General features: G+C 61.1%; 1 protein-coding gene. It reads left to right on the plus strand.

All coding sequences use genetic code 11. The features are described 5' to 3' along the window. Positions 1–6: 6 nt before the first annotated feature. On the plus strand, positions 7–1,112 hold a 1,106-nt coding region (gene tuf / locus B0E41_RS00055), incomplete at its 3' end, for an elongation factor Tu (protein WP_077327325.1).

A 1,112-nucleotide genomic window follows, 5' to 3' on the forward strand; every position in this document is an offset into this window, starting at 1 on the left:
TGAAAAATGGCAAAAGAGAAATTTGAGCGGACCAAGCCGCACGTGAATGTGGGCACCATTGGTCACGTGGACCATGGCAAGACGACGCTGACGGCGGCCATCACCACCGTGCTGGCGGCCAAGTTCGGCGGCGCAGCCAAGGCCTATGACCAGATCGATGCGGCTCCGGAAGAAAAAGCCCGCGGCATCACCATCAATACCGCCCACGTGGAATACGAAACGGCCAACCGCCATTACGCCCACGTTGACTGCCCCGGCCACGCCGACTATGTGAAGAACATGATCACCGGTGCCGCCCAGATGGACGGCGCCATTCTGGTGTGCTCGGCCGCTGACGGCCCCATGCCCCAGACCCGCGAGCACATCCTGCTGGCCCGTCAGGTGGGTGTGCCTTACATCATCGTGTTCCTGAACAAGTGCGACATGGTCGACGATGCCGAACTGCTCGAACTCGTTGAAATGGAAGTGCGCGAGCTGCTCGACAAGTACGACTTCCCTGGCGACAAGACCCCCATCGTGCACGGCTCGGCCAAGCTCGCCCTCGAAGGCGACAAGGGTCCGCTGGGCGAAGAGGCCATCATGAAGCTGGCAGAAGCGCTGGACACCTACATTCCGCTGCCTGAGCGCGCCGTGGACGGTGCTTTCCTGATGCCCGTGGAAGATGTGTTCTCCATCTCGGGTCGTGGCACCGTGGTGACCGGTCGGATCGAGCGTGGCGTCGTCAAAGTTGGCGAAGAAATCGAGATCGTCGGTATCTCTGATACCCAGAAGACCACCTGCACGGGCGTGGAAATGTTCCGCAAGCTGCTGGACCAGGGCCAGGCTGGCGACAACGTCGGTATCTTGCTGCGCGGCACCAAGCGCGAAGACGTGCAGCGCGGCCAAGTGCTGTGCAAGCCCGGCTCCATCAAGCCGCACACGCACTTCACCGGCGAGATCTACGTGCTGTCCAAAGACGAAGGTGGCCGTCACACGCCGTTCTTCAACAACTACCGCCCCCAGTTCTACTTCCGCACGACGGACGTGACGGGTGCCATCGAGCTGCCTGAAGGCAAAGAGATGGTGATGCCGGGTGACAACGTGTCGATCACGGTCAAGCTGATCAACCCCAT

The sequence above is a fragment of the Hydrogenophaga sp. A37 genome (assembly GCF_002001205.1).
Lineage (GTDB): Bacteria > Pseudomonadota > Gammaproteobacteria > Burkholderiales > Burkholderiaceae_C > Hydrogenophaga.